A 23,773-nucleotide genomic window follows, 5' to 3' on the forward strand; every position below is an offset into this window, starting at 1 on the left:
CGATCGACGATCATCCCTCGAGCCCCTTGCTGTCCGGCGCCTCCAGAAGACGGTCGAGGAGCGCCTGGCATCGCCGAAGGTTCTCAGCTGCTGTTTTCTCCCGGGTGACATCGATTCCGGTGACGATCATGTACTCGACCGCACCGTCTGCGGTGCGGAGCACCATATGCGACCAGTCGATATACCGGGCGGTGCCATCCCCCGCATGCCACGATCTGCCCGATCGTATTCCTACCCGGCCATGATCACTCCCCTCGAGCGAGGCAGAAAACACTTCTTTCACCCGCTCTGCCTCCTCAGGGAAGACAAAGAGATCCCAGAACATTTTGCCGACCGCCTGCGCGGCGAGATGGCCGGACATCTCCTCGCCGGCCCGGTTGAGACGCAGGATCCTTCCCTCGGGATCGAGCACGACCACGGCTGCACCGACCGTATCGAGGACCGCACTGGCAAAATCCCGCTCGGCCACAAGAGCGCGCTCGGCATCCATCCACCCGATCATCCAGCCCAGGCGGTCAGCGATCGTCTGGATCAACTTGAGTTCATCGTCATCAAAAGGCGTGTCCCCACCCGAAGGGGCATGCCCGGGATATGCAGCCTCCACAGAGCCCTCCTGAACACCGCCGACAACGATCGGAGAGGAAATCCCGCTGCCCGAACCGTCAAAACCGGCAGTGGAGCAGACCTTCCCCCGCAGGGTGATCCGGGCCGCCGCACGATCAGGCCACCTCATCGCCCCGGGGACCAGGTCAACAACCACCTGCAAAACCTCAGAGAGGGGCCGGTCCGTCCCGACGAGATCAGACATCGCAAACAGGCACCTCAACTCCCCCACTCGCCTCTCGAGCTCGGACGCCTTTGCGGCGAGCTCCTCCTCCATCATCTTGCGATCGGTGATATCGTTCCCGACAGAGAGAACACCGACCAGATTCCCATCGCGATCCTCGATCGACCGATTTGTCCAGCGGATCCAGACCGTATGGCCGTCTTTTGTGATATTGGCATTCTCGTTCGAGGAATAGTTGCCGTTCCCCGCACATATTCTCCGGATCAGCCCGCGCAGGTCCCGCCCCGAGGCCTCGGTGGGCGGCACAATGGTGCCGATCACATTTTTGCCGAGAACCTCTTCCTTCCGGTAGCCGAAGAACTGTTCGGCAAATTCATTGAAAAAGACGATATTTCCCCGGGTATCCATCTTCAGAATGATGGAATTGGCATTTTCGACCAGTTCCCGGTATTTTCTCTCGCTTTCTTCCAGGGCGCGGTATGCGCGCATTTTTTCGGTGACATCGACGGCGATCACCGCAGACCCATTGCTCCCGTCATCGAAGAGCGTCGGTATGACACGAACCGTAAAGTCCCTCCTCTCCTCACCCGTACCGAGCGCAACATCAAAGATCTGCTCCACCCCACCGATATGCTCCGCGATAACGGCGAGCACCTCCTGTACATCAGGACGAGGCACCTCAAGGTAGGAGAGCGATCTGCCGATCACCTCCCCTTTTTCAAGGCCGATCAGGTCAAAAAAAATGGCGTTTGCCTGGCTGATCCGCCGGTCTCCATCGAGCACAAAGAACGCATCGCCGAGAGTAGAGAGAAAGGCCGAAAACGGAACGCGGCAGGAAAGAGAGTACACCTTGGCCATCCCATAGGTCCGCATCTCGACATCCCCGAGGGCATTGAGAATATCGAGGTACCGCCCCACCGAATGCTTGTTGCGATCCAGCTCGCGCGCGATCTCGGTAACACTCATCCCCTGCGGGTTTTTCTTCAGGAGATCCTTGATACGTGCGAACTCTTCCCGATACGCGTCCATATACACAGCGTTGTCAGCCCGGATATTTAATACTGCACCTATCGGAAACAACCATGGGAGTCCATCATATGAATCAATTGATTGAAACAACTAATGGGAACAAATACCACATATATTTAAATACTATAATCGCATCCGTGATCATACGGGCTGCCCCCGGGGCGGCCGAGAGATCCGGAGCATATCGATGATTCAACACAATACCGGAATATCCAACCTTTTCTCCAGGCGGAGAGCGACAGCGGTGCGTGCGGCAACCCTCATGACCGCGATCGCCCTGCTCGCAGGGTGTATCATAACCCCGGCCTCGGCGGGTGAAAAATACCTCTATGGCGAGCCCAAACTCTCAGCAGCGATCGCAGGGTCGAACGAGTTTGAGCCCGGGGATGAACGTCAGATCACGGTCATGATCGAGAACAGCGGCCTCAACACGGTCAAGATCGTTCAGCCAGGGATCATCAACGGCGACGTACTGCCGAATACGGCCAGGCTCACGAGCGTCGCCCTGCTACCGGGAGATACCCCGGTCAGGGTGAAGACCGATCCCCAGATGATCGGCGACATCGCCGGCGGTGCGACAGCACCGGCATCCTTTGTGCTCAAGGTCGAAAGAGACGCAGAGCCAGGAGTATACTCCCTTCCGCTTCAGGTCACCTACACCCGCCTGTACGCCACCGATCAGCAGGGCAGCGATCTCACCACCTATTCCTGGGCCGAAAAGACCGAGACTCTCCAGCTCGAGATCAGGGTGAAAGAGATCGTGACGATCGCCGTCTCCGATGTCGGGGTCGAATCCCTCAACGTCGGCACCGAGGGCTTTGTCCATCTCAAGGTGAGAAACAACGGCTTTGAAACTGCACATGCGGCCGTCCTGAAGATCGCCCGCTCGGGCATGTCACCGGTGATACCGACCGATGATTCGGTCTTCATCGGAGATCTCATGCCCGGTCAGGAAGCCGAGGCCACCTTCAAGGCGTCGGTTTCAAAAGGCGCAGAGGCACAGACCTATCCGCTCACCATCCTCCTCGAATACGAGAACAGCGACCACCAGACCGCCACGGCAGACGGCGTGACGATCGGGATCCCGGTCGGCGGAAAGATCGATTTCGCAGTCGTGGCATCGCCTGCACCGGTAGCGCCAGGCCAGAAGGCAGTGCTGGACGTCACATTCAAAAACACGGGCAGCGCCACCGCGCACAGCGCCCAGGCCAGGGTCAGCGCCGTAGACCCCTTTACGAGCGATGACGATACCGCATACCTCGGGGAGATCGCACCCGGCGAAAGCAAAAGCGCACGCTTCACCGTGAGCGTTGATGCCGGAGCGACGGAGAAGATCTATGGCCTCGACGCCGAGGTCAGGTACCGCGACGCCCTCGGCAACACGCAGGTCTCCGACACCATGAAGGTGGACATCGAAGTCAGGCAGACAGGCGGCGATCTCCCGCTGCTCCCGGCCCTGCTGGGCCTCTCCCTTCTGGGCTGCATCGGCTACGGCGCCTGGACCTTCCGCCTGCGCAGGAGGCCCTGATGCAGGTGAAGAGAGGGAAAAATAGATGATATCCCCGTATGAAGGGGTGGCAGCGGCGATCAACCGCAGACCTGCCCTCGTTGCCGGAATAATTATCTGTGCAGTTATAATCGCCTTCTACGGGACAACGCTGACGAGCATGGAGACGGGCACCGACACCTATGTCGATAAGGACACAGGCCGATCCATCCTCCTCAACCAGTACGCCGACACCTTCCAGTCCAGCACCATCATGCTCCTGGTGGAAGGGGATGACGTCCTCTCCCCGGACGTGCTCGAATATCTCGCCATACTCGGGGACGACATCAGGAACGAGCGTTACGTGAGCAGCGTCAGCACGATCGCCGACGTCCTGACCGGGGCGAATGGCGGGACGCTGCCACGATCCCGGGCAGAGATCAGCCGGGCCGGGGAACAGGTGCCTGAGAGCGTGCTCTCCTCCATGGTCCCGTCGCAGATGATGACCATCGGCGTGATCACCCTTGAGCCCGGCCTCTCAGAGTCCTCTGAGTTCGGCATCATCAATGCGATCGCATCGATCTGCGAGCACTCCTGGGCACCCCCCGGCGTCTCGGTAAAGATCACGGGCAACGCCGCCTTCTCCCAGCAGATGTCAGACGAGATGGGGGCATCGATGGGCACCCTGATCCTTGCAGCGATGGTCCTGATGGTCATCGCTGTTGGCATCCTCTTTGGCAGCGTCCGTTACCGCCTCCTCTCCGTGGGCATCGTCGCTTCCGGGCTCATCCTCACCTTCGGGGTAATGGGACTCGCCGGCATGAAGATCAGCATGGTCACCATCGCCGCCTTCCCGGTGCTCATCGGCATCGGGATCGACTATGCAATCCAGTTCCACTCCCGCCTTGACGAGGAGGTGCGGACCTCGCCCCTCCCCGTGGCGATCAGGACGACGATCACGAAGTCCGGGCCCTCGATCCTCTATGCGATGCTCGCCACCTCCATGGGATTCATTGCGATGTGGATCTCGCCCCTGCCGATGATCCGGAGTTTCGGACAGGTCTGCGTCATCGGCGTCTTCTCCTGCTACATCGCAGCGATCCTGATCGTCCCGACCTTCGCGACGATCGTGCACTATCGCCCGGTCGAGGTGCCGGCCGGCCGCGGCCCGGGCATGGTGGAGCGCTACGATGCCGCCATCGGAGCCCTTGTGGGAAAAGTCGCCCGTCATCCGGTGCCGGTGCTGATCGCGTGCGCCCTCATCGCCTTCGGCGGCATGCAGGTCGACGGGTTCATCAAGGTGAACACCAACGAGAAGACCTTCGTGCCGCCCGGCATGCCCGCCAAGGTCGACCTCGACAAGGTCACGCGGGTGATGGGGCCGTCCTCGTCCACGCCGATCTTTGTCCGGGGAGACGGCGTTGCCACCATCGACGGCCTCGCCTGGATAAGAGCGTTCCAGGAATACGAGGAGCGGGACTACCGCATCACGGGTTCACACTCCATCGTGGACGAGATCCTGCAGTATAACGACGGAAAAATGCCGCAGAGCGACGCGGAGGTCGACCGTGCTCTCGCCCGCATACCCGAAGCGAGGCGCGACCGCTACCTGAGCGGGAACTCCATGGCGCTGATCGAGTTTTCCACGATCGCAATGGAGAACGATGTCGGGATGTCCTTCATCGAGAAGATGCAGCAGGACATCGCATGGATCGCGCCTCCGCCCGGGATCACCGCCACGATCACAGGGGAGGGCGAGATGTTTACGAACCTGATCCAGGAGATCAGGGGGGGCAAGACGACGATGACCCTGCTGGGCTTTGCGATGATCTTCGGCTTCCTCTTCCTGGTCTATCGCCGGATCAAAAAGGCCGTAACACCGCTCGTGCCCATCGCCCTCATCGTCGGCTGGAACGCCCTGATCATGTACGTGCTCGGCATCGATTACACGCCGATGACGGCCACACTCGGTTCGATGACCATCGGCGTGGCCTCGGAGTACACGATCCTGATCATGGAGCGGTGCTACGAAGAGCAGGCAAACGGAGCCCCGCTGCTCGAAGCGATCAGGCAGAGCGTACAGAAGATAGGGACGGCGATCACCGTCTCCGGGCTGACGACCGTCTTCGGTTTCTCGGCCCTGATGCTCTCGGCATTCGGGATCATCAGCAACTTCGGGGTGCTCACCGTGATCTCGGTCGCCTTCTCCCTGGCCGGGGCGATCATCATCATGCCGGCAATCCTGGCCCTCACCGGAAAAGAGAGAGGTGCAGCACCTGCAGCAGAAAAGGCCGCGCTCTCCACCTGAAACCCTTTTTTTCCCAACCTTTTATGTCTCTCCCCGCTGCACCCTGTCTGCATGGATCGGGCAGGAACAGGCGACACCGTCGCGGTCATCTACACCGGCACCCTTGAGGACGGCACCATCTTCGACCGGCCAGAAGAGCCGCGGCAGGTCACCATCGGGGCCGGGGAGATCAACCAGGCCTTCGAGGAGGCGCTTGTCGGCATGGCCCCGGGCGAGACAAAGAAGGTCGTCCTCCCCGCGGAGAGGGCCTACGGCCCCTACAGGAAGAACCTCGTCTTCAGGCTGAAGCGTCGGGATCTCCATCTCCCTGAAGAGCCGGTGCCCGGCGGTACCGCACGCATCAGCCTGAAGGGCGGGACGTCCACCCTTGTCACCGTGCTGAAGGCCGATAGGAAGACGGTCACCGTGGATGCAAACCACCCCCTTGCAGGAAAAGACCTGACCTTTGCGATCACCCTCGTGGAGATCTGCAGGCAGAAGAGCGGGTGAAGCAAACGCTTATCCCCGAAAACGCGGAGGGGGACGCATGAACCATGTTGAGCAGATCAGGATCTTCATCGCCGGGACCGGCGAGACGATCGAGGTCAAGCCCTGCCGCAAAAGCGACGAAGAGTGGAAAAGGCGCCTCTCGCCCGGGGCATACAGGGTGGCACGGCAGGCCGGCACCGAGCCGCCATTCACCGGGAAATACCACGACCATCATGAGGCAGGGATCTACCGCTGCGTCTGCTGCGGGACCGACCTCTTCTCATCGCGGGACAAATTCGACTCAGGCACCGGCTGGCCCAGTTTCACCTCGCCGGTCTCAGGCCTCAATATCAGGACGCGGACCGACAGGGGATCTGGCATGCTCAGAACCGAGGTGCTCTGCGCCCGGTGCGATGCCCATCTCGGACACGTCTTCAACGACGGCCCCCCGCCGACCGGGATGCGCTACTGCATGAACTCGGCAGCCCTCTCTTTCTCCCCGGATGAGTGAAAAGGTGGATGGAAACACTTATCCGGAAACATGCGCCTCTTTTCTGGCATGCAAGCAGGCTGCACCGGCGAGGTGAGATCGTTCTGCACCATGATCACAGAGGCGCTCGGGCAGACTGAAACCTATGAAAATACCCTCAATGAAAACCTGAAGACCGGGATGGTCGAGCGCATCGTCCTCACTGGTGCGGCGATGGCGATCCTCATCCCCGCCCTCATCCTCCCGGATTTTTTCCTCTTCTGGATCGTCGCGAGTTTCCTCCTCTACATGGTCAACCCGTTCGTGATGTTCATCCCCTCCGGCTGGAGCGGGTCGCCGCTCCCGAATAAGGAGGAGATTCTGGCCTACACCCGGAAGCTGAAGGAGATCGGAGCGTTAAAGGGGACCGTCACCTCCAACACCAGCGGTATCGCCGAAGTATTCTGGAACCTCTTCTTCATCAACAGCCAGCCCCTCGCCCCGGCGTTCTGGCTGATCTACTCGGTCGACATTGTCATCGCCCTTGCAGGCGCGGCGACCGGCAGGTTCGGGCTCAGGGTCGCCCTGCTGGTGGCGGTCCAGTCCCTTGCGATCATCGCATTTTATGCAGCAATCTGGCGGATGAAACCCTACTCGCCGGGCTTTTTCAGGAGCGTCATCGACCTGCGCCATGACGTGAGCGCCGGGATCAGGGGCGGGATCAGGTCGGCGGTGACGATCCTCCTGATCATCGGTGTCGGCGCCGCCATCGCCGGCACCCTGGTCGTCGCCGCCATGCTCCTGCCCGGGATGACCTTCAATCGACTCATGGACCTCGAAGGGATCAGCCTGCTCCAGATCTTCCTGCCGGTGGTCCCGCTTCTGCTGGCCCAGATCTTCACCGTGCGCTACCTGCAGGGGAAATATTCGCAGATCCTTCTGACCGGCGTCATCAGGGGGCGCCAGAACATCCTCAAAAACCAGATGCTCCCGGCTGCACAAGCCCTTGAAAAGAGAGCGGCCGAGGAGGGAGCTGACGTATGTGAGGATCTGGACGAACTCAAGCGGCAGTTCATGCGGCTGAGTATGTACCAGCCCGAACGTCACCGCCTGGGCGGCGCATTCACCGTATATATCATCCTTCCAAACCTGAGGCTGGTCTTCACGCCCCAGGAAAAAAAGAAGGCGCCCGATCAGTAGTCGTCCAGACGGTCGAAATTATCTTCGCATTCGTCGCCCTCAGCGCCCTGCCGCCACTCCTGCTCCTCATAGCACTCGGGGCAGAAGTCGTGCGGCCATGCATCGGTCCGATAGGGCCGTTCGCAGTACGGACAGATCCGCACCGCCTTCCGGCGGCATGCCGGACAGAGTCCGGTGATCACACCCTCCCCGGCGGTCACCGCATAAAGGTCACCGCAGAGTTCGCACACCTCACGCCGGACAGGCTCCCCTCCCCCAATGCGGCCGTCATCCCCGGCCGTCGTTTCGCAGGAGGAGACACCGGCACCAGGACAGTGTAACGAATCTTCTGTAAAAATAATTTGGCCCTGAATCCAACCTAGATTTGCAGAAAGGAGAAACAGGGCCATGGATCCCTTAGCGTTAATCGAAGATTATCTTTCCGATAATGAGAATGGCATGAAGACCCTCATCACCTGGTTCCTCAACCAGGTGATGCTGCTCGAAGCCCTCCACCAGGCGGGAGCCGAGCAGTATGAACGAACCGATGCGCGGAATGCTCACCGAAACGGCTACAAGAAGCGCTCTCTAAAAACCCGATATGGAGAAACGATCCTCCAGAAACCACAATTCCGAGAGTTCCCCTTCGAAACACAGGTATTTGGACGCTATTCCCGGGTTGAGAAGGCTCTTGAGAATGCTATCTTTGAATCCTACCTTCAGGGAGTCTCAACCCGCCGGATCCAGGAGATTGTTGCTCATTTTGGCATCGAACAACTCTCTCCTGCTTCAGTATCCAGGATAGCAAAGGACCTCGATGAACAGGTCCATGCATTCCTTCAGAGGCCTATTGAACAGGAGATTCCCTATCTCTTTGTGGATGCTTCGTACTACAAAGTCAGAGAGGGACCACGCTACATCACCAAAGCTCTTCTGGTGATCGCCGGTGTTCGAATGGATGGCTACCGGGAAATCCTGGGAGCTAGAATCACTGATTGTGAAAATGAGATGTTCTGGTCGGGATTGTTCGAAGACCTCAAAGAACGAGGATTGGTGGGTGTCAAGATGGTTGTCTCAGATGGTCATGCCGGGATCCAGAAGGCGGCGGAAGCCGCCTTCCTCGGCGCATCGTGGCAGATGTGCTCGGTCCATTGCACCCGGGCGGTTTTAAAGAATATTCCACGGAAACATCAGAAAGAAGTTGCTGAGTCCTTGAAGGAGGCATATGGGGACGAGGAAAGACTTCAGCAGCTTGCAGATGATCTGAACGAACGAGGATATCGGAAAGCGGCCAATACGATCGAGAGATTCATCCCGGGACTTATGAGTTACACGGCGTTCCCGAAAGAGCACGCAAAGCGGATCCGAACGACGAACATGATGGAAAGAGTCAACAAGGAACTGAAACGGAGAACCAAAGTTGTAGGGGCCTTTCCCAATGAAGAGTCACTCCTCAGGCTGGCAGGATCCATCCTGATGGACATCAATGAGGAGTGGGTGACCGGCAGAAGATATTTGACGATGGAGGGGGAATGATCAAACAAGGAGACAGGGCTCAGACGAATTACAGAAGATCTGAAACACTACCGGCACCAGCCATCGAGCGTGATTTTCTCGCCATATTTCCCATGTACATCTCGAATTTTCCGCATCATTAAGGTTTTTGTATGGCAGCAGGGCGGGACGGGCAAAAACCCCGGGAACGAAAGAAAAAACCATCAGATCTCCTGCCGCCGACACAAATATAGGGATTCGCCCGGGCAGAACCCGGGGTACCTTCATCAGAATCGGGCAGGGAGACCAGGGCCACCAGGTGCGGGGTAGTCCGCATCTCCAGAACGATCAGGGCACTCGCTCTTCATCGGGAGAGCACACCGAATAAAAACGCATATAATCACCCGTATTAACAATCAGAGCCACAATAACTGCGAATTATTTTGAAGTCAAGAGAAGATATTTGTATAGTGCAAGCAGAATACAACATGATAACCATGAGAACCAGAACACTCATTCTCTGCGCCGCTCTGATGGTGCTGCTGGCCGCAGGCGTCTGGAGCGCCAGTGCCGCCACAGACACCACCGACGAGCGTTTGATCCACGCATCAGGGACCGGCGAGATCACCACCACCCCTGACCGCGCCGTAATCTCCTTTGCCGTCGAGACCCAGGACACCGATCCGAAGGTCGCCCAGGCAGTAAACGCACAGATCATGGACACCGTGAACAGCGCCCTCAAGGCGGCCGGCATCGCCGCCGAAGACATGAAGACCACCGGTTACAACATCTGGGCAGAGACGTCTGAGGGCGACAGACCCTTCGGCAGCCAGAAGACGATCTACCATGTCACCAACACCCTGCAGGTGACCCTCGCCGACGTCACCAGGGCAGGAGAAATTATCGACATTGCCGTTGCAAACGGTGCAAACAGGGTAAACAGCCTCTACTTCACGCTCAGCCCGGAAAAAGAGCAGCAGTTCAGGGGTGAAGCCCTCACCAGAGCCGTCGGACAGGCTCGCACCGATGCCGACGTCGTCGCCGCAGCAGCAGGCGTGACCGTCACCGGCGTCAAAGACATCTCGATCGGGAGCACCTATGTCCCGATGTACAGCAGTTACCTCAAGGCCGACACCATGGAGATGGGCGGGGCGGCGCGTACCCCGATCGAGTCCGGCGAGGTGAAAGTCACGGCATCGGTGAGCATCACCTACCTCTGCCGGTGAACCCTTTTTTTTCCTCAAACGATACCATTATTCAGGGCCAGGAACTTCTCTTCTCGATGTATACGATCATCGAGACCTACAACAACATCCCCTTCGATCCGGCCCTCACCCCTGCAAAAGGGTTTTCCTGCTATATCCCCGAAGCATCGCTGCTCTTCGACACCGGCGGGGACGCTGCGGTGCTCGCCGCAAACCTCAGGACGCTCGACATCGATCTGGCAGAGATCAAAACGCTCGTCCTCTCCCATGACCACTGGGACCACGTCGGCGGAATCTCCGCCGTCCTCGGAAAAAATCCCGACCTCGAGGTCTTCGTCCCGGCCGGGTTTTCAGAGGAGAAACTGGCCGCCATCAGGGAACAGGCCAGAGCAACGGTCACCGGAGAGTGGCGGGAGATAGAAGACGGCATCGCATCGACAGGCCCGTGCGGCGGTTCCATACCCGAGCAGTCCCTCGCCATCAGCACACCAGAGGGCTTCCTGATCGTCGCGGGCTGCGCACACCCTCACATCAGCAGGATCATCGAGATTGTCAAAGGGCACGGACCGGTCTTTGGGGCGATAGGAGGATTCCACACCATATCTGAAGCCGACCGTGCGGCGCTGAAAACTCTCGCCTATCTTGCCCCCTCTCACTGCACCGAGGACCTGGAGGTCATCGTGAAGGAGAACAGCGGGAGGATCCACCCAGGAGGCGCGGGCATACAACATATCCTGCCCTGAACAGCACCGGAATATATATATAATATAAAAATATATGTCGGTCCAGTGGTATCCGGCGGGCGGCCGAACCTCACCCTTCGTCGGGATATCACCGACCCCATGCCATTTCGACTCCATCCAACCCTCATTCATAATGTCCTGCCAGTGCAGAGATACCTGTAGGGAAATCCTGCCAACCTTTTTTTCCGAACCTGCACATACTATATAGAATACCTGACAGAGTAACCACAGATTAACGCATAGATATTCACATCGCTCATGAAACAGCGTTTCGAGCGCATACATGAAACCTGAAAAAAAGGCGTCTTAAACGTAATAAAAAGGGATATTGAAATGTACAGAAATATCGGCTTTAAAGAGAGGAGATATATCGAGGAGCTGCGGATCCTCACCAAATCGGTAGCAGTGGACTGCCTCATCGACGAGCGGTTCGACCGCGTGATCTATGTAATTAAGCCCGGCGATATGGGCCTCGCCATCGGCAAAAAGGGTGAAAATATCAGAAAGATGCAGAAAGTCCTGGGAAGAAGGATCGAGATGGTCGAGTACGCCGAGGACGAGAAAACATTCATTGCAAACATCTTCAGGCCTGCCGAGGTGCTGACATCCCTGGAGGCGGAACCAGGAGGTAAAATCAATGTCGTCGTCGGAAAAAGAAGTGACCTCGGGATCGCTATCGGCAAAGGGGGGAGCACTATAGAGAAGGCCAGGTTACTGGTAAAACGTTTCTTTGGCCATGAAATCGGCGATGTCGTGCTGGCACACGAGGAGGCGAGCGAAGCATGAAGGACATAGAAATGATCGAAGAACTCTGGACGACCATCAATGATCGGGCCGACCACCCCTCCCCCGACTCCTACGTGAGTTCTGTTCTCACCCACCGGAAAGGGATCGACAAGTCCCTCGAAAAATTCGGAGAGGAGGCGACCGAGTTTATCCTTGCCGTCAAGAACGGCGTGGACCAGCGGACCATCGAGGAGGGCGCGGACGTCCTCTTTCACTTCATGATCGCCCTCAGGGCGGCCGGCATCGAGTTCGAGGAGATCCTCACCGAGCTGGCGGCGCGGCGAAAATAACCCTTTTTCTTCAGGAGAGATAGGTGGCGAGATCGACGCAGTCAGGGAGGGATCCCTCATCCACCCCTGCCTGTTCGGCCACCTCAAGGTCCACGCTGATCGGGGCGCCTGAGCGAAGAGCGATGGCGATCCCGTCGCTCGGCCGGCAGTCCAGGCTTTCCTCGGTATCGCTCCTGACCGAGATGAGCCGCCCGTAAAAAACGCCGTCTCTCAGGTCGTCGATCAGGAGGCCGGTCACCCTGATCCCGAAGGAATCGAGCATGGCCACAAAAAGGTCATGCGTACCCGGCCTCGGGAGAAGATCGTGATTCAGTGCGTTGTTTATTGAGATCGCTTCCCATAGACCGATATAAATCGGAAGCGACCTGCCGCTGGAAAGATCGAGCAGAACAGCAGGAACCGCTCCTCCCGACGCAGCGGTGAAAAAGACTCCCCGAACAACCGCATCCACGGCAGCCATAGGTAGGAGATATCCTCATGGGAGTTAAGGGTTGCGGCGACGGTCGGTCCTCACCACCTCGCGCCTGAGGATACCGACGCTCGCCGCAAGCCCGAGAACGATATTGAAATAATAAAAGACCATCCGCCACAGCAGCACAAACACGCCGAGAACCGAGGAGGTCACAAAAATGCCGTAGAGCGAGGTGGCCAGGACCTCGGCGATCCCCGAACCGCCCGGGGTCAGGGGGACCATCATCAAAAGGGCGATGATGATCTGGGCGATGAACGACTCGACAAAGAACGGCTGCGATCCCAGACCCATCAGGATCACCGAGGCGATCGCAAACTCAATGCACCAGAACATCACGGTGCAGAACGTCCCCCAGATCAGTCCGGCGATTCCATGGCTCACAAAACGGGCGAGGCTCCCATGAAAATTGTCCACCTCGGCGTCGATGCGGTCGAGAAGGGCGTTCAGTTTCTCGACGTTGCGGCGGCGTTTTCTGCGGTCGAGCCAGAGCGATATCCGGTGGAGGAGACCCTTGAGCACCCCGGGTTTCTTCACCGAGTATATGAAGAACAGGACCAGAACGGCGATCAGACCCCAGGAGATGTATATGAACGCCGCCATGCCCGGGGCGATGCTCTGCCACTGCTGGCCGAGGAGGAGCATGGTGATCATGCTGATGCCGACGAGCACGGCGCCGTCCAGGATCCGCTCCATGATCACCACCCCGGTGGCATCGCCGAGTCTGACGCCGGCACGGTAGAGTTCATGGATCCTGATCGGTTCGCCCCCGGCCTGCGAGGGGGTGATGGCGGCGATGAGCAGGTTTGCAAAGACGGCATTGAGACAGTGGAGGAAGCCGACGGTATACCCGAGGGAGCGGGACATCGTCTTCAGGCGCAGCGCCCAGAAGCCGAGGGCGACAACATGCCCGGCAAGGGCAAGGGCGAGGTACCAGGGATTGAGTCTCAGGATGTACTCAATGGTCGACTCGTCAAAGGTAAAGTACAGGACGAGTGCGAGCACAATACTGCTGAACCCGAGGGAGACCCCGAGCCATTTCCATTGAGACCTCTTCATGCAGTCCTCGAGCATGCCTGATCCAGACGGCACGCACTTTCTGTTCCATAAGATTATAGAGCATACTATAAACCCTTTGAGGATTGAGAGCGGGAAAAAGAGGCGTTGCCGGGCAATCAGACCGTAAAGATCTCCCGCGATCCGACAACAGAGAAAAGACCGGCCTGCACGCCTGCATCGAGCCAGCCAAAACCATAGGAAAACCACCCGAGGGCAGCGGCGGTTCTGCCCTCATCAGAGAGCCTTCTCCCGCGTTCAAGGGCTCCCTGCCCCTCAAAGAGGAGATGCCCGGCCGCCGCATACATCGGGGTCTCGGGATCAGGCGCCGGCGAGAGTGAGCAGGTCGCCTCGCAGAGCAGGCGTTCATACCGGCCGGTCTTCTCCAGGAGCCGATGCTGCTGCGCCTCCGGGATCGCACCGTCAAAGGAGCGAGTCTCTTCAGCATTCAGACCTGAAAAAAAGCCGATATATGACCCGGCGTCCAGCCAGCCGAATGCATAGGCGGCGCTTGCGTGGGCGTTGACATCGTCGCCCCGCTCACAAAAAACCATCCCATCAGAGAGATAAGAGCGGGCCATCCGCATAATGACGGCCGAGACCGCCCCGAGAGGAGTCCCTTCAGGCGGGAGCGGCTCGATCGAATCGAGAGCGGCGGCAAGGGCGGCGAGAAGCGGCGTCATAGCCCGGCGAAGGTTTCGAGGTACTCGCGCTCCATCAGATGGAGGTCGCCGGGCACGACCAGAATATGCAGGGGGCCGCCGAAGTCCACCCCGGCAAGAGCGGCGGCGGTGCCGGCCGCCACCACGGGCGAGCCTGACCCGGCTCTGGCCACGCCGACATAGACCGGGATCGAGACGCCCCGCGCCGCGGCCATCTCTTCGAGCATCCTGACCGCTTCGGGGATGCGCATATAGCGGTCAGGCTGGATGTCAAGATAGACGAGGGTGTGGAGTTTGTCGGCGATATTCTGTTCGATTACCTCGATCGGTGTCGTGGGGGCCCATTTGCCATAGGGAAACGGAAGAGAGCAGGACTTGCCGAAACGGTAGTTCTGCAGCCCGGTCAGCCCGCAGACCGCGCTCACGATCGAGGCGCCATGGACGATCTCTGTCCTGATCCCCATTGCGGCGGCCCTGATACGAAGGTCGATATGCGTGGTCGATACCATCGGGTCGCCCGCCGTGAGAAACGCCACGTCGGACTCCTTTGCCAGTTCAAGAAAGGTCTCAGGGTGCCCTTCGACGTCCTCCCGGTAGAGCATGCCGACCTCCTTCCCGAAGAGTTCGGTCATCTGTTCAGGCGTCGTCCCGGTCAGCACCGAGGTGTAGCATTCGAGAAACACATGGTCAGACCGCCTGATGCGGTCGAGCCCTTTGATCGAAATATCTGTCTCGTCATAGAGGCCAAGCCCGATAAATGTCAGCATCGTCTCCTACTCCAGAAAGGTTTCACGTGTAATAAGCATGATGAGAGCGTCGATCACGCCCATCGCCTCCTCCCTGTTGAGGGCTGAGATGTGGTGGAGGGGGATGCGCTCCGAAAGGCGCAGCAGGGTGCGCAGCGTCGCATCTGAGATCTGGCCCGGCAGCTCTCTCTTGTTCACCGCAACGACAAAGGGGATCCTCATACGCCTGACCATTCCCAGGATATCCAGGCCCCGGCTCAGGGATTCAGCACGCGTGCCGTCGACGACGAAGATCACGCCGGTCGCATTGGTGAGCAGATGGGTGATGATCGGACCGAAGTGCTCCTGCCCCGGGGTCCCTACAAGCGTGATCTCGAAACCCCGGCAGGAAACCAGAGGATGACCGAAATCCATCGCCACCGTTGTCGCAGACCCGGATATTCCTATCCTGTCCGAAGATACCCAGTTTTCCGAGACTGTCTGGATAAACGTGGTCTTCCCGGCATCAGTCGGACCGGTGACGACGATTTTTGGGATCTGCGGCGCGACAGAACCGTCTTCGCGGATCATATAGGGGATCTGGCGGGGCGGGAGGGACGTCCAGGTCACATGCCTGACCATAAAATGGTTGAAAAAAAGGATGTTGCCATAGCCCTCGCCGATGGAGAGGACAAGATCGAAGAGGCAGGACGCCGTCAGATCATCCAGATGCTCCTCGTCATAGAGATTGAGATACTCCACAAAAAGCGTCGCCCCCCCCTTCAGAGACCGCCCGAAGAAGAGGGCGAGGGCATGTTCCGTCCCGATTTCATCACAGAGGCGGTTGCAGTAGAGAAAGATCGCATTGATAGGGCCATTCCTGCAGATCGTATCGATCTGTTCTTTCCAGGCCGCACACTCGGCCTCGGGCGTACGGGAATTCGCTTCGATCTCCTCGAACGACAACGAGTCCAGGAAGATCAACCGGTCATCGGCCTCCATGCCATAGGGTGTTGCCGAGAGGTCGGCGAGGAAAGCCTCGGCGGAGGTGTGCGGGACGACCACAAGGCAGCGCTTCCCCATACGGTGCGCGCATTTCAGGGCGCTGAACATGAACTGCTGCCCCTCGACACCCGGCGCAAGGGAGAAGAGCACCCGCTTTCCTCGCGGTACGCCCCCACCGATCATCTCGTCCAGAGCCGTGATGCCGGTATAGATCATGGCTCCTCCACAAGGTCGCTGCCTGAGAAGCGGTACCGGACAGAAGGCACGCACTCCCCGTTCATCATCTGGCAGCGGAGGATCCGCACCGTCGGATCGGCCGCATCCTCCTTCACCTCGATCATGCCGTTCATCAGTTGTTTCAGGGTCGAGATCGTCTTCTCGTCGACGCCCTCAGGATTGAGAAGATAAATGCCGATCCCGTTCATCCGCCTGATCCTGGCAGAGAGGATATGGAAAAAGCGGTAGATCACCTCAAGTCTGGTATAGATCAGAAAACTTGAGAGAGAAAGGATGCATACGCGCACTCTCGGCGTGCCTGAGAGGTCGTTTTGTGCCGCTTCCGCCCTCTGGATGCCGTCGAGGATCTTCGTAAACTTGATCCCCATGCCGGTCAGGTCCACCGGGCTCCCGACATATTTCACCTGATCTTCGTCAGCGATGACCGGGACCAGGGTCTTTGTGATGCAATCGATGATCCAGAGGCGATCGCGCTCAGACTCGGGAAGGCCAAAGGCCGTCACAAGCTCCTGCGCGTCCTGATCGGTGGAAATGACGACCGTATAATCCGAGTCGCCGGGTTGCCCCAGGTACATGGCAAGCCGTTCGGCATCGGCAAACGGAGGCGCAAGAAGGAGGAGATTGGATCCGGGCAGAATGCCGCCCGTCTTCTCATCGATCTTCCTGATGCCGGTCCTGAACGGGTCCATCTTTATCCTGCGATAAAGTGTATGAGTCCCCCTATTAAAAAGCCGAGCGTAATCGTGTAGGCCGAGACGGCCAGCGTCACCCTTATCCCAATCTGACGGAGTATCACGGCGATTGTCGAGATACAGGGGACAAACAGCACGCTGATCACCGCAAACGTATAGAGCTGGACGCCGGTCAGCACCGAACCGAGATCGGCAGTGCCGGAGAGCACGGCCAGGGTTTCAAACGCCATCTCCTTGCGCAGGATCCCGAAGAGGAGGGCTGTCGTGACATAGGCAGGGAGCCCGAGGTATCCCTCGGAGACCGGAGCGACGATGAGGGAGAACGCGTCCACCACACCGTAGTAGTCGAGGGCGCCGAGGACGACGCTGCCCGCGAGCAGCAGGGGCATGGCGATAAAGAGAAACTCCTGGATACGCCCCCACGATTTTTTCATGACCAGCACGGGATCGGGCATCCGCAACGGCGCCATCTCCAGGATCATACCATACTGCCCGCCCGGGATATTCCGTGCCAGAAACACGCCGGTGAGAATGATCAGGACGAGGACGATCAGGTAAATGGAGAGGGCCGCCCACAACCCGACAAACGCCGCCACGATCCCGGTGATGATCACCGTCCTGGCCGAGCAGGGGACCATGGTGACCAGAAAGGCGGCGATCGTCCGTTCTCGCACCGTCCGGAGCTGGCTTGCCGCCATCACCGCGGGCACATTGCAGCCGAAGGCCATTACCATCGGGATGATGGCGCCGCCGTGGAGGCCGAGGCCGTGCATCAACCGGTCGGCAAGGAACGCCGCCCGCGTCAGGTAGCCGGTATCCTCAACGATGGAGAGGAGGATATAGAAGATGAGGACAAAGGGAAAGGCGATGCCGAGGCCGGCAACGATGGCAAGGAGGACCGCCATCCCGAGGGCGGTGGCAAGGGGCGGGAGGGAAAGGGTCTGAAACGGCTCGATCACCAGGAGGGTAAAGATCTCGACGATGAGTTCTTCCAGAAACGAGCCGGCGATAAAGACGGTGAGCAGCATCGAGAGGAGGACCACGGCAAGGATAGGAATGCCGGGGATCGCCTTTGTGAGCAGACGGTCGGCCGAGAAGCGCCGGTCAGGTTCCTGAGCCCCGACGACGTCGGCGGCGATCCGGCGGGCACAGAGGTGCCGGTTTGCGCCGATGATCTGGTGGGCCGACATGTGGTTGAGGGCCTCGATTTCCCCGGCGATCGTTCGCGCCCCTTCGACGAGTTCGCTCGCACTGCCGATACCCTGAAGGGCGTGAAGGGCCTGAAGGCGGGTGGCGCCGTAGAGTTTACCAAGGCTCCTGATAGCGGCCTCGATCTGCGGGGTATAGGGGACGGCGATCCCGGCCGGCCGCGCCGAAGAGAGGACCGTCGGGATGATCTCGCCGATGTTTTTTCCCAGGGATGCGGCGGTCTCGATCACCGGCGCTCCCAGGACCGAGGAGAGGCGCCCGCTGTCGATGATGATCCCCTGCTGCGCCGCCTCGTCGATCATGTTGATGACGACGACCATCGGGATCCCGTATTCGGCGAGCTGGAGGAGGAGGTAGAGGTTCCGCTCCATCCTGGTGGCGTCAAGGACGGCGATCACCGCATCAGGGGGTTCTGAAAGAAGGTAGGTCCGGACGAGTTCTTCCTCGGCCGAGTCGCCGTCCATCGAATAGATCCCGGGAAGATCGACGATCTGCAGGGTCGAACCCTGGTGACAGAGTTTTCCCTGCATCAGTTCGACCGTCGTCCCCGGGTAGTTGCTCACCTCGACGCCAAGGCCGGTGAGCTGGTTGAAGATCAGGGATTTGCCGACGCTCGGGTTGCCGATGAGCGCGCACCTCATCTGACCGGCTCCGCGAAGATGGTCGATGCGATCTCAGGAGAGAGGGCGATATCCGCACCCTTCACCCTGACCACAACGGCATCGTTATAGAGTTTGCGCCTGATCGTGATCTGCTCGCCCGGTATGAGGCCGAGGTCGATCAGACGGCGATTCCGGCTGAGGCAGCGGATCAGGGTGATCTCGAGGAGATCGCCCTCGGCAAACTCCAGCAGGCTGTGTTCGCGGCAACGGCCGGCACAATGCCGCCTCGGGCCGTGGCCGGGCCGCTCGATGTACCTGGAGAGGCGGTCGATGGCCTCGTCAGAGATCTCGTGCTCGAGGACACAGGCCTCTTTTGAAGCGGCCCCGGTGTCCATACCAAGCATTTCGCAGAGGAAACACTCAAGGACGCGATGTTTTCTGAGGACCGCTTCGGCAACGCGCTTTCCCTCGGTGGAGAGGAGATATCCCTGATCATCCTTCCGGACCGTTCCATCGGCAACAAGTCCCGCGAGACATGCCTCAACCTCGGCCCTGTCCGCGTCCACCGCCGCCAGGATCCCGTCTGCGGCCACAGAGCCACCGTTCGCCTGCGTCAGGGTGAGAATTGCCTCAAGGCAGTCTTCACGGACGGAGGAATTCATACATTCCATTTGAGCTTTTTGCTCATATGGATTTGCTTCCCTGCAGAAAGGGAGACAGAAGAGAGGGCGGTCACTCAAGCGCTATATAGGAACACGCCCACCCTCATGCATGGCGACGAGCAACCGGGAGGTGGCACGGCTCCTCGGTGAGATCGGCACGCTGCTGGAGATCCAGGGAGAGAACCCCTTCAAAATCAGGGCCTATACGAGGGCGGCCGAACAGATCGATCATCTCGCAGAGCCGGTCTCCTCTCTGAGCGCAGAGGATCTCGAGGCGATACCCGGCGTAGGAGAGGCGATCGCCGGAAAAATACAGGATATCCTGAATACCGGCACCTGTGCCGAGCTGGAGAGGCTCCGTGCCGCCACTCCCCCTGGCCTCATCCCCCTCCTCGCGCTCAATGGTGTCGGCCCGAAGACGGTCAGAAGGCTCTGGACCGAACTCGGGGTGGATGGAGTCGAGGCCCTTGAGGCTGCAGCACGAAGCCGCCGGATCAGGGCCCTGAAAGGGTTCGGGGCAAAGAAGGAAGACGACATCTTGAAGGCGATCGCAGAGGCGAAAGAAGGGGCAGGGCGGATGAACCGGGCCGAGGCCGAACGACTGGCCGCGGCGCTGACCGCCGCAATCCCGGGGGATTCATGGGTGGCCGGGAGCCTGAGGCGCGGCCGCTCCACCATCGGGGACATCGACATCGTCACGACGGCACCGCCACGGGAGACGAGACTGGCCCTCAGGCAGATCGCAGACACCGTCATCGACGAGGGGGAACGAAAGATCTCGGTGACGATCGGCGGGCGGCGGGCCGACGTCAGGTTTGCCGATCCCGGATCGATCGGCGCCATGCTGATCTACCTCACCGGCTCGAAGGCCTTCAACATCAGGCTCAGGGAGATCGCCGGGCGAAAGGAGATGCGCCTGAACGAGTACGGCCTGACCGACCGGGGATCGGGAAACCTTCTGACCTTCCCGACAGAGGAGGGCGTATTTTCCGCCCTCGGGATGAACCCGGTCCCGCCTGAACTCAGGGAGGACCGCGGGGAGGTGGAGGCCGCCCTGGGCGGGGGACTTCCCCCTCTCCTGGACGAGACCGGGATCAGGGGGGACCTCCACGTTCACTCGGAATGGAGCGACGGCGTGCTCTCCCTGGAAGATATCGCCACAGAGGGAGAGCGGATGGGCTACGAGTACATCCTGATCACCGATCACGCGGCCGGCATCGGGATCACTCACGGCCTCGACGCCGAACGGCTGGAGAAACAGCGGCAGGAGATCAGGGCGGTGAACAGAACGGCGTCCTGCACCCTTCTCGCCGGGGTCGAGGCCGACATCCTCCCGGACGGGAGGCTTTCTCTCCCTGATGCAGCACTTGAAGCCTGCGACCTGGTGGTCGCCTCGGTGCACTCGGCCTTCAGGCAGGACGGGGATACCATGACACGGAGGGTGATCGCCGCCCTCGAAAACGAGCACGTCGATATCCTCGGGCACCCGACCGCCCGCCTCATCGGCCACCGCCCCGGAACAGCGCTCGACATCGGAAGGGTCATCGAGGCGGCGGCCGCGACCGGGACGGCCCTTGAGATCAACGCATCGCCGGCGCGGATGGATCTGGATGATATTTATATCAGGCAGGCAAAAGAAAGGGGCGTGATACTTGCGATCGGGACCGACACGCACCGAAAGCCTGAATTTGCCCATATGAGATATGGCGTCGCCCTGGCCCGCCGGGGATGGTGCGGGCCCAATGACGTCCTCAACACCCGCACTGCCGACGCCCTCCTGGAGAGGCGGAGATGATCCGCTGGTTTTATGAACGGAGGCTGCAACGCAGCCTCACCGTCCTTCCCCGAGAGATCTGTTTCATGATCACCGAGGAGGATATGATCGAGGCCCCGCAGAAGATCGTCGAGGTGGCCGGGTGGTGCAGGGACGCCGGGCTTGAGGCCGCAACCTTTCATATCTCCACCGACGACCCCGGCCGGATCGCACCCTGTCTGCCGGAGATCAGAAAGATCGCCTCCATCGGCAGGCTCAACCTCCATATCGGTGACCGGATCGAGACGACGGGAGAGGGGATGAACGTCATCGTCGCCGTCGGCAAGAGCGGAAGGGAAGAGATCGCCGCATGCATCAGAAATATCGCCGCAGAGGAGATCTGTGCCGACGAGATCGACGAGGCGGTGATCGAACGGCACCTCACCTTCAGGTGCGCCCCTGACCTGGTGATCAAGACCGGCGGCAACTATCTCACCGATTTTCTCATCTGGCAGTCGGTCTACTCGGAGTTTTTCTTCCTGGACGTGAACTGGACGTTGTTCAGGAAGATCGATTTTCTCAGGGCACTGAGAGACTTCGGGGCAAGAAAAAGACGTTTTGGGGCCTGATGACCCCTATTCTCCGGCACGGATCCGCTGGTCATAGAGGCGTATCGCCCGCAGGAGATCGATCTTCCTGAAGAGCGGCCAGTACGGCGCACAGAAATAGACGGCACACTCGTTTCCGTTTGCCATCCAGGGCAGGAAGTTCGAGGTGCGCCGCTCGTTCCCGGTCCTGATGATCAGGTCGACCGGGGGGAGATGAAGGCCCTCGTACAGGTAGTTCTCGACCGTACGCGGCGTGATCTCGTCAGGGGCGATTGAACCCTCGCGGACGCCGGCGACGACCCGCCTGGCGGCATGGACCAGCTCGTTCCTGCCCCCGTAGGCAAGGGCGATGTTGAGGAAGAAGCGGCTGTAGTGGCGGGTGGCTTCTTCGGCGGCTTCGATCGTCTCAAGAAGGTCTGGAGGGAGCATCGATCGGTCGCCGATCATCTGGACCCTGATCTGATTTGCGTGGACCCGCTCGTCGCTGAGAACGCCGATGAACTTTTCCTTGAAGATATCGAAGAGGTAGTTGACCTCACCCTCGTCACGGTTGAAGTTCTCGGTGGAGAAGGAGTAGAGCGTGATCGTCCTGATCCCGAGATCCTTTGCCCATTCCAGCACCTGCTGGGTCGTTTCGGCGCCTGCACGATGGCCCTCGATCGTTCCGACACCGAGGAGACGGGCATACCTGCGGTTGCCGTCCTGAATGATGGCGATGTGGCCGGGGATATGTTTGCACTGCCACTGCAGGTAGCGCTCGTAGAGCGGATCGATCCGGTCTCTGATCCTCAGAGCGGGGTCACCTCCAGGATGATCCCCCCATTGGGGTAGCGCTCGATCACGGACTTTTTACCGGGGAGTTCATCTTTCAATTCGGCAAGCACCCACCAGGCCATCTCAACCTGATTACCAGAGACCTCGATATCATAAATATGTTCGCGGAGGACCGTCGGCAGGGTGTCGTCTTCCAGTTCGAGGAACCCGTAGACGATGGTGCCATCCTCGGTGATCTCGTCGAAGGGGCGGGCGGTGTTCTCGGCGATGCGCCGAAGCCGCTCGCGCAGCTGGACCGAGTCCTTGAACCCGGACGAGCAGAAGTGCACCTTCGGGTCGTCGAGAAGGGGCTCTGCCAGCGCCGCAGCGCCGCCGACGGCGTTGTGAAGGCCGTCCTCAAGGTCGAGGCCACGCAGACGCATCGCTTCGGCGTTTGTCTCGCTCCACTCGAGTTCGTTGATGTTGAGGAAGTCGAGGTCTGGAAGGATCACTCGAAGGGCCTCGATGCCGGGCAGGGAGGGCACCTCGATCCCGATCGAGAACCCGAGGCGGCGGGCAGTCTCGACCGAGCGGGCATAGGGAGAATCCAGGATGCGACCCCAGATCTCCTGCGGCGGGTGGAGACGGATCTCGTCGACAAGCCCGCGGAGCGGGAGCAGCTGCGTTTCTGTCGGTGCGATCCCGGTGTAGAGGTGGATGTGGTGGTCGGGTCCGAAGTGCTCCTTGAGGAGACGGCAGGCGCTGACGACCACGTCGAGCACCAGGAAGGGTTCGCCCCCGGTGATGCTGCTCCCGAGAGCGCTCATCATCTCGGCCTCCTCGATGATGTCATCCGGCGACGTCACCACGCGGTCGTTTGCATAGACCAGATCGCCATTCCGCCGCTTCTCAGAGATGGGGCAGTACCAGCAGTCCCGCCCGCACCTGCCGGTCACAAAAAGAACCATCTTGGCGCCCTCATAACAGAGGACGCAGCCCCGCGCCAGACGGGATGTGCTGCCTGTGATTTCGGACACGTCAAAATTCCCCGCTATTTTATCTTCCTATATTTATGAACCGGTGATTTCTTAACATT

At 59.6% G+C, this 23,773-nt stretch carries 24 protein-coding genes; 12 read left to right on the forward strand and 12 right to left on the reverse strand.

Annotated features, from left to right (window positions below):
- Positions 1–10 precede the first annotated feature (10 nt).
- Positions 11–1,816 (reverse strand): PAS domain S-box protein, encoded by a 1,806-nt coding sequence (locus tag HWN36_RS00970; protein ID WP_176787466.1) that lies wholly within the window; start codon positions 1,814–1,816, stop codon positions 11–13.
- A gap of 244 nt (positions 1,817–2,060) precedes the next feature.
- Between HWN36_RS00970 and HWN36_RS12205 the strand changes: the two genes are divergently transcribed.
- The 5 genes from HWN36_RS12205 to HWN36_RS00995 are packed head-to-tail and all read left to right on the forward strand — an operon-like array spanning position 2,061 to position 7,747.
- Positions 2,061–3,344 (forward strand): NEW3 domain-containing protein, encoded by a 1,284-nt coding sequence (locus HWN36_RS12205; RefSeq protein ID WP_176787467.1) that lies wholly within the window; start codon positions 2,061–2,063, stop codon positions 3,342–3,344.
- A 25-nt stretch (positions 3,345–3,369) separates the two neighbouring features.
- A complete protein-coding gene (locus HWN36_RS00980; RefSeq protein ID WP_176787468.1) occupies positions 3,370–5,610 on the forward strand; it encodes an efflux RND transporter permease subunit in 2,241 nt (746 codons plus the stop codon).
- A gap of 51 nt (positions 5,611–5,661) precedes the next feature.
- On the forward strand, positions 5,662–6,099 hold the full coding sequence (locus tag HWN36_RS00985; RefSeq protein WP_176787469.1) for an FKBP-type peptidyl-prolyl cis-trans isomerase: 438 nt from the start codon (positions 5,662–5,664) through the stop codon (positions 6,097–6,099).
- A 37-nt stretch (positions 6,100–6,136) separates the two neighbouring features.
- The gene (gene msrB / locus HWN36_RS00990; RefSeq protein ID WP_176787470.1) at positions 6,137–6,589 is read left to right on the forward strand and encodes a peptide-methionine (R)-S-oxide reductase MsrB; all 453 of its coding nucleotides are present in this window, start codon (positions 6,137–6,139) and stop codon (positions 6,587–6,589) included.
- A 48-nt stretch (positions 6,590–6,637) separates the two neighbouring features.
- Positions 6,638–7,747: a hypothetical protein gene (locus tag HWN36_RS00995; protein ID WP_176787471.1), complete on the forward strand. Its 1,110-nt coding sequence runs from the start codon at positions 6,638–6,640 to the stop codon at positions 7,745–7,747.
- On the opposite strand, the gene HWN36_RS01000 is transcribed toward HWN36_RS00995, so the two are convergent.
- Positions 7,741–7,947 (reverse strand): hypothetical protein, encoded by a 207-nt coding sequence (locus tag HWN36_RS01000; protein WP_176787472.1) that lies wholly within the window; start codon positions 7,945–7,947, stop codon positions 7,741–7,743. The two genes, HWN36_RS00995 and HWN36_RS01000, sit on opposite strands and share 7 nt — an antisense overlap.
- A 187-nt stretch (positions 7,948–8,134) precedes the next feature.
- On the opposite strand from HWN36_RS01000, the gene HWN36_RS01005 reads away from it, so the two are divergent.
- From HWN36_RS01005 to hisE, 5 genes are all read left to right on the forward strand, one after another.
- Positions 8,135–9,262, forward strand: a complete 1,128-nt coding sequence (locus HWN36_RS01005; protein WP_176787473.1) for an IS256 family transposase — start codon at positions 8,135–8,137, stop codon at positions 9,260–9,262.
- A gap of 455 nt (positions 9,263–9,717) precedes the next feature.
- Positions 9,718–10,446, forward strand: coding sequence for an SIMPL domain-containing protein (locus HWN36_RS01010; protein WP_176789537.1), 729 nt, complete (start codon positions 9,718–9,720; stop codon positions 10,444–10,446).
- 56 nt (positions 10,447–10,502) lie between these two features.
- A complete protein-coding gene (locus HWN36_RS01015) occupies positions 10,503–11,168 on the forward strand; it encodes an MBL fold metallo-hydrolase (RefSeq protein WP_176787474.1) in 666 nt (221 codons plus the stop codon).
- Positions 11,169–11,501: 333 nt separating this feature from the next.
- A complete protein-coding gene (locus HWN36_RS01020; RefSeq protein ID WP_176787475.1) occupies positions 11,502–11,954 on the forward strand; it encodes a NusA-like transcription termination signal-binding factor in 453 nt (150 codons plus the stop codon).
- Positions 11,951–12,244, forward strand: coding sequence for a phosphoribosyl-ATP diphosphatase (gene hisE / locus HWN36_RS01025; protein WP_004037966.1), 294 nt, complete (start codon positions 11,951–11,953; stop codon positions 12,242–12,244). Before HWN36_RS01020 ends, hisE begins: the two co-directional genes overlap by 4 nt.
- Positions 12,245–12,254: 10 nt before the next feature.
- Here hisE and HWN36_RS01030 read toward each other — a convergent pair whose 3' ends face one another.
- From HWN36_RS01030 to HWN36_RS01065, 8 genes are all read right to left on the reverse strand, one after another.
- Entirely contained in the window at positions 12,255–12,704 is a 450-nt protein-coding gene (locus HWN36_RS01030) for a bifunctional nuclease family protein (protein WP_176787476.1), read from the reverse strand.
- 24 nt (positions 12,705–12,728) lie between these two features.
- Complete coding sequence (locus HWN36_RS01035; RefSeq protein WP_176787477.1) at positions 12,729–13,772, reverse strand: lysylphosphatidylglycerol synthase transmembrane domain-containing protein; 1,044 nt, start codon at positions 13,770–13,772, stop codon at positions 12,729–12,731.
- Positions 13,773–13,888: 116 nt separating this feature from the next.
- Positions 13,889–14,452 (reverse strand): DUF357 domain-containing protein, encoded by a 564-nt coding sequence (locus HWN36_RS01040; protein ID WP_176787478.1) that lies wholly within the window; start codon positions 14,450–14,452, stop codon positions 13,889–13,891.
- Complete coding sequence (gene dph5, locus HWN36_RS01045) at positions 14,449–15,198, reverse strand: diphthine synthase (RefSeq protein WP_176787479.1); 750 nt, start codon at positions 15,196–15,198, stop codon at positions 14,449–14,451. The genes HWN36_RS01040 and dph5 overlap by 4 nt, the downstream gene beginning before the upstream one ends.
- A 6-nt stretch (positions 15,199–15,204) precedes the next feature.
- The gene (locus HWN36_RS01050) at positions 15,205–16,377 is read right to left on the reverse strand and encodes a GTP-binding protein (RefSeq protein ID WP_176787480.1); all 1,173 of its coding nucleotides are present in this window, start codon (positions 16,375–16,377) and stop codon (positions 15,205–15,207) included.
- Positions 16,374–17,087: a DUF7504 family protein gene (locus HWN36_RS01055; RefSeq protein ID WP_176787481.1), complete on the reverse strand. Its 714-nt coding sequence runs from the start codon at positions 17,085–17,087 to the stop codon at positions 16,374–16,376. The genes HWN36_RS01050 and HWN36_RS01055 overlap by 4 nt, the downstream gene beginning before the upstream one ends.
- Before the next feature lie 2 nt (positions 17,088–17,089).
- Positions 17,090–18,940 (reverse strand): ferrous iron transport protein B, encoded by a 1,851-nt coding sequence (gene feoB, locus HWN36_RS01060; RefSeq protein WP_176787482.1) that lies wholly within the window; start codon positions 18,938–18,940, stop codon positions 17,090–17,092.
- Positions 18,937–19,563: a metal-dependent transcriptional regulator gene (locus tag HWN36_RS01065; RefSeq protein WP_176787483.1), complete on the reverse strand. Its 627-nt coding sequence runs from the start codon at positions 19,561–19,563 to the stop codon at positions 18,937–18,939. The genes feoB and HWN36_RS01065 overlap by 4 nt, the downstream gene beginning before the upstream one ends.
- A 109-nt stretch (positions 19,564–19,672) precedes the next feature.
- Between HWN36_RS01065 and polX the strand changes: the two genes are divergently transcribed.
- Positions 19,673–21,358 (forward strand): DNA polymerase/3'-5' exonuclease PolX, encoded by a 1,686-nt coding sequence (gene polX, locus HWN36_RS01070; protein WP_176787484.1) that lies wholly within the window; start codon positions 19,673–19,675, stop codon positions 21,356–21,358.
- Positions 21,355–21,945, forward strand: a complete 591-nt coding sequence (locus HWN36_RS01075; protein ID WP_176787485.1) for an undecaprenyl diphosphate synthase family protein — start codon at positions 21,355–21,357, stop codon at positions 21,943–21,945. Before polX ends, HWN36_RS01075 begins: the two co-directional genes overlap by 4 nt.
- 6 nt (positions 21,946–21,951) lie before the next feature.
- Here HWN36_RS01075 and uppS read toward each other — a convergent pair whose 3' ends face one another.
- Together uppS and HWN36_RS01085 are read right to left on the reverse strand one after the other, a co-directional pair.
- The gene (gene uppS, locus HWN36_RS01080; RefSeq protein WP_176789538.1) at positions 21,952–22,716 is read right to left on the reverse strand and encodes a polyprenyl diphosphate synthase; all 765 of its coding nucleotides are present in this window, start codon (positions 22,714–22,716) and stop codon (positions 21,952–21,954) included.
- Positions 22,713–23,714: a radical SAM protein gene (locus tag HWN36_RS01085; RefSeq protein ID WP_176787486.1), complete on the reverse strand. Its 1,002-nt coding sequence runs from the start codon at positions 23,712–23,714 to the stop codon at positions 22,713–22,715. Before HWN36_RS01085 ends, uppS begins: the two co-directional genes overlap by 4 nt.
- Between the last annotated feature and the right edge of the window lie 59 nt (positions 23,715–23,773).

This window comes from Methanofollis tationis (genome assembly GCF_013377755.1).
GTDB lineage: Archaea > Halobacteriota > Methanomicrobia > Methanomicrobiales > Methanofollaceae > Methanofollis > Methanofollis tationis.

What these genes read in the sequence shown, in the direction of transcription:
- HWN36_RS00970 (WP_176787466.1), bottom strand. Translation starts at nt 1,816, where the DNA reads ATGGACGCGTATCGGGAAGAGTTCGCACGTATCAAGGATCTCCTGAAG.
- HWN36_RS00980 (WP_176787468.1), top strand. Translation starts at nt 3,370, where the DNA reads ATGATATCCCCGTATGAAGGGGTGGCAGCGGCGATCAACCGCAGACCT.
- HWN36_RS00985 (WP_176787469.1), top strand. Translation starts at nt 5,662, where the DNA reads ATGGATCGGGCAGGAACAGGCGACACCGTCGCGGTCATCTACACCGGC.
- msrB (WP_176787470.1), top strand. Translation starts at nt 6,137, where the DNA reads ATGAACCATGTTGAGCAGATCAGGATCTTCATCGCCGGGACCGGCGAG.
- HWN36_RS00995 (WP_176787471.1), top strand. Translation starts at nt 6,638, where the DNA reads ATGCAAGCAGGCTGCACCGGCGAGGTGAGATCGTTCTGCACCATGATC.
- HWN36_RS01005 (WP_176787473.1), top strand. Translation starts at nt 8,135, where the DNA reads ATGGATCCCTTAGCGTTAATCGAAGATTATCTTTCCGATAATGAGAAT.
- HWN36_RS01010 (WP_176789537.1), top strand. Translation starts at nt 9,718, where the DNA reads ATGAGAACCAGAACACTCATTCTCTGCGCCGCTCTGATGGTGCTGCTG.
- HWN36_RS01015 (WP_176787474.1), top strand. Translation starts at nt 10,503, where the DNA reads ATGTATACGATCATCGAGACCTACAACAACATCCCCTTCGATCCGGCC.
- HWN36_RS01020 (WP_176787475.1), top strand. Translation starts at nt 11,502, where the DNA reads ATGTACAGAAATATCGGCTTTAAAGAGAGGAGATATATCGAGGAGCTG.
- hisE (WP_004037966.1), top strand. Translation starts at nt 11,951, where the DNA reads ATGAAGGACATAGAAATGATCGAAGAACTCTGGACGACCATCAATGAT.
- HWN36_RS01030 (WP_176787476.1), bottom strand. Translation starts at nt 12,704, where the DNA reads ATGGCTGCCGTGGATGCGGTTGTTCGGGGAGTCTTTTTCACCGCTGCG.
- HWN36_RS01035 (WP_176787477.1), bottom strand. Translation starts at nt 13,772, where the DNA reads ATGAAGAGGTCTCAATGGAAATGGCTCGGGGTCTCCCTCGGGTTCAGC.
- HWN36_RS01040 (WP_176787478.1), bottom strand. Translation starts at nt 14,452, where the DNA reads ATGACGCCGCTTCTCGCCGCCCTTGCCGCCGCTCTCGATTCGATCGAG.
- dph5 (WP_176787479.1), bottom strand. Translation starts at nt 15,198, where the DNA reads ATGCTGACATTTATCGGGCTTGGCCTCTATGACGAGACAGATATTTCG.
- HWN36_RS01050 (WP_176787480.1), bottom strand. Translation starts at nt 16,377, where the DNA reads ATGATCTATACCGGCATCACGGCTCTGGACGAGATGATCGGTGGGGGC.
- HWN36_RS01055 (WP_176787481.1), bottom strand. Translation starts at nt 17,087, where the DNA reads ATGGACCCGTTCAGGACCGGCATCAGGAAGATCGATGAGAAGACGGGC.
- feoB (WP_176787482.1), bottom strand. Translation starts at nt 18,940, where the DNA reads ATGAGGTGCGCGCTCATCGGCAACCCGAGCGTCGGCAAATCCCTGATC.
- HWN36_RS01065 (WP_176787483.1), bottom strand. Translation starts at nt 19,563, where the DNA reads ATGAATTCCTCCGTCCGTGAAGACTGCCTTGAGGCAATTCTCACCCTG.
- polX (WP_176787484.1), top strand. Translation starts at nt 19,673, where the DNA reads ATGGCGACGAGCAACCGGGAGGTGGCACGGCTCCTCGGTGAGATCGGC.
- HWN36_RS01075 (WP_176787485.1), top strand. Translation starts at nt 21,355, where the DNA reads ATGATCCGCTGGTTTTATGAACGGAGGCTGCAACGCAGCCTCACCGTC.